This window comes from Frankia sp. CcWB2, from assembly GCF_977927585.1.
Map to the genome: position 1 here is coordinate 1,702 of NZ_CDWRCM010000320.1, position 1,558 is coordinate 3,259.

General features: G+C 60.4%; 3 protein-coding genes. All 3 read right to left on the reverse strand.

Annotated elements, in window-relative coordinates; all coding sequences use genetic code 11:
• Positions 1–150: 150 nt before the first annotated feature.
• Genes ACY45C_RS21100 through ACY45C_RS21110 form a run of 3 tightly spaced genes read right to left on the reverse strand, consistent with a single transcriptional unit; the run spans position 151 to position 1,260 of the window.
• The gene (locus ACY45C_RS21100; RefSeq protein ID WP_462189295.1) at positions 151–660 is read right to left on the reverse strand and encodes a DUF4143 domain-containing protein; all 510 of its coding nucleotides are present in this window, start codon (positions 658–660) and stop codon (positions 151–153) included.
• A 39-nt stretch (positions 661–699) separates the two neighbouring features.
• On the reverse strand, positions 700–1,035 hold the full coding sequence (locus ACY45C_RS21105; RefSeq protein WP_462189296.1) for a hypothetical protein: 336 nt from the start codon (positions 1,033–1,035) through the stop codon (positions 700–702).
• Between the two features lie 48 nt (positions 1,036–1,083).
• Positions 1,084–1,260: a hypothetical protein gene (locus ACY45C_RS21110; RefSeq protein ID WP_462189297.1), complete on the reverse strand. Its 177-nt coding sequence runs from the start codon at positions 1,258–1,260 to the stop codon at positions 1,084–1,086.
• Positions 1,261–1,558: the final 298 nt, after the last annotated feature.

Below are 1,558 nucleotides of genomic sequence, written 5' to 3' on the forward strand. Positions count from 1 at the left end.
ATCCTGTGCTCTAAGGGGACGTAATGAAGTAACAAATACGTGATCGAGAGCATCATCGCAGGCCACAGGCCTGTGGAGGGTTCGAAACGTGCAAGTTATTTCATTTCGACTCCTAAGCCGTTCTGAGCCGAAGACAGAGCGAGATCCGTTCTAACCCCACAGTGTGCATATCGGTGCGGCGAAGATCTTCGGGTCGAGTTGATACAGTCTCGGCCCGGTGTGTAGTACCACACCGGCGATGAAGCGTTCACCGAGTTCATCTCGTAGCCACGTCAGATGACGTACCGAATTCTTGCCGGGCGCCGCGTCGGCCTTCACTTCGATTCCGATCACCTGCTCGGCGCCGAGCTCGGCGAGAATGTCAACCTCGTGGCGTCCGGCCTCCTGCCGCAGGTGGTGAAGGCGGGCTCTACTAGAGCCGGCTGGAAGCTCGGCCCGAACCTGCGCGGCCACAAAGGTGTCGAGGACCCGACCGAGGAGATCGCCGTCTCGGAGCGTCGCGTTGACGTCGAGGCGAAGGGCAGCGCCGATCAGTCCGGGATCGACGACGTACTTCTTCGTCGTCCGGACAAGCCGCTTGAGTCGGTTCGTCGTCCATGCAGGAAGCGCCTCGACTATGGGGACGTAATGAAGTAACAAATACGTGATCGAGATCATCATCGCAGGTCACAGGCCTGTGGAGGGTTCGAAACGCGCAAGTTATTTCATTTCGACTCCTATGAGCAGGTTGCTTAGTAGGTGATCATATGCGTCGGCGGTCTTCGCGTTGATTCCGGCGGTTTCGTACAGCGTCTTGCTGTTCACTACACCGGCGGAGTTCAGAGTCAGGACCTCGAAGTATCGTCGTAGGCGATACGGGTCACGGTTCTCATGGAGAATTTCGACGTCACGGGTGAGAAGCTGATCCAGGTAGCTTTCCAGCCAGTAGCCGCGGGTGCGGTCCGAGAGGTGCAGTGCGGCTTCGGGGAATCCGCTTCGCAGGGCCATCTCGACGTAGCCGCGAAGGTCTGGTGCGCCTGACGGCACGACCAGCAAATCCGCGCCGCTTGTCGCGATCCGATCAAGGAAGGTCGGCCTGTCGACTCAGCCGATGATCTCTCGTATGGTGAGACCGGTCATAGGCACTCTTACCAGGCGGCCGGTGCCAGGCCAGTTGTCGGCTTCGAGATCCGTTCGTACGGAGCCGGCGACGATGAAGCGGCCGGGCCGGGGCTCGGAATCGACCGCACGTTTGATCGCGCCGAGCACCGTCGGAACCATCTGCCACTCGTCCAGTCTGGAAGTCCGCGGAGAGCGGCGTCGGGATCCGCGGTGAACGCGACAGCCTCGCGTGGTTGATCGAGACGGATAACTGTGCGGGCATGCCGGGCCGCTGTCGTGGTCTTGCCGGTGGCCCGCGGCCCGACGACCAGTAGTGCCGGCAGTTCCTGCAGAAGATCACGGATCAGGCCGTCGACGAGCCGTGGGAGGTAGGGCCGATTCATGATCGAAGACTACCAACTTCACGCACTGGCTAGTACCAACCTCCCGCAAATACTGGTCCTAGGGCCTGTTTGGG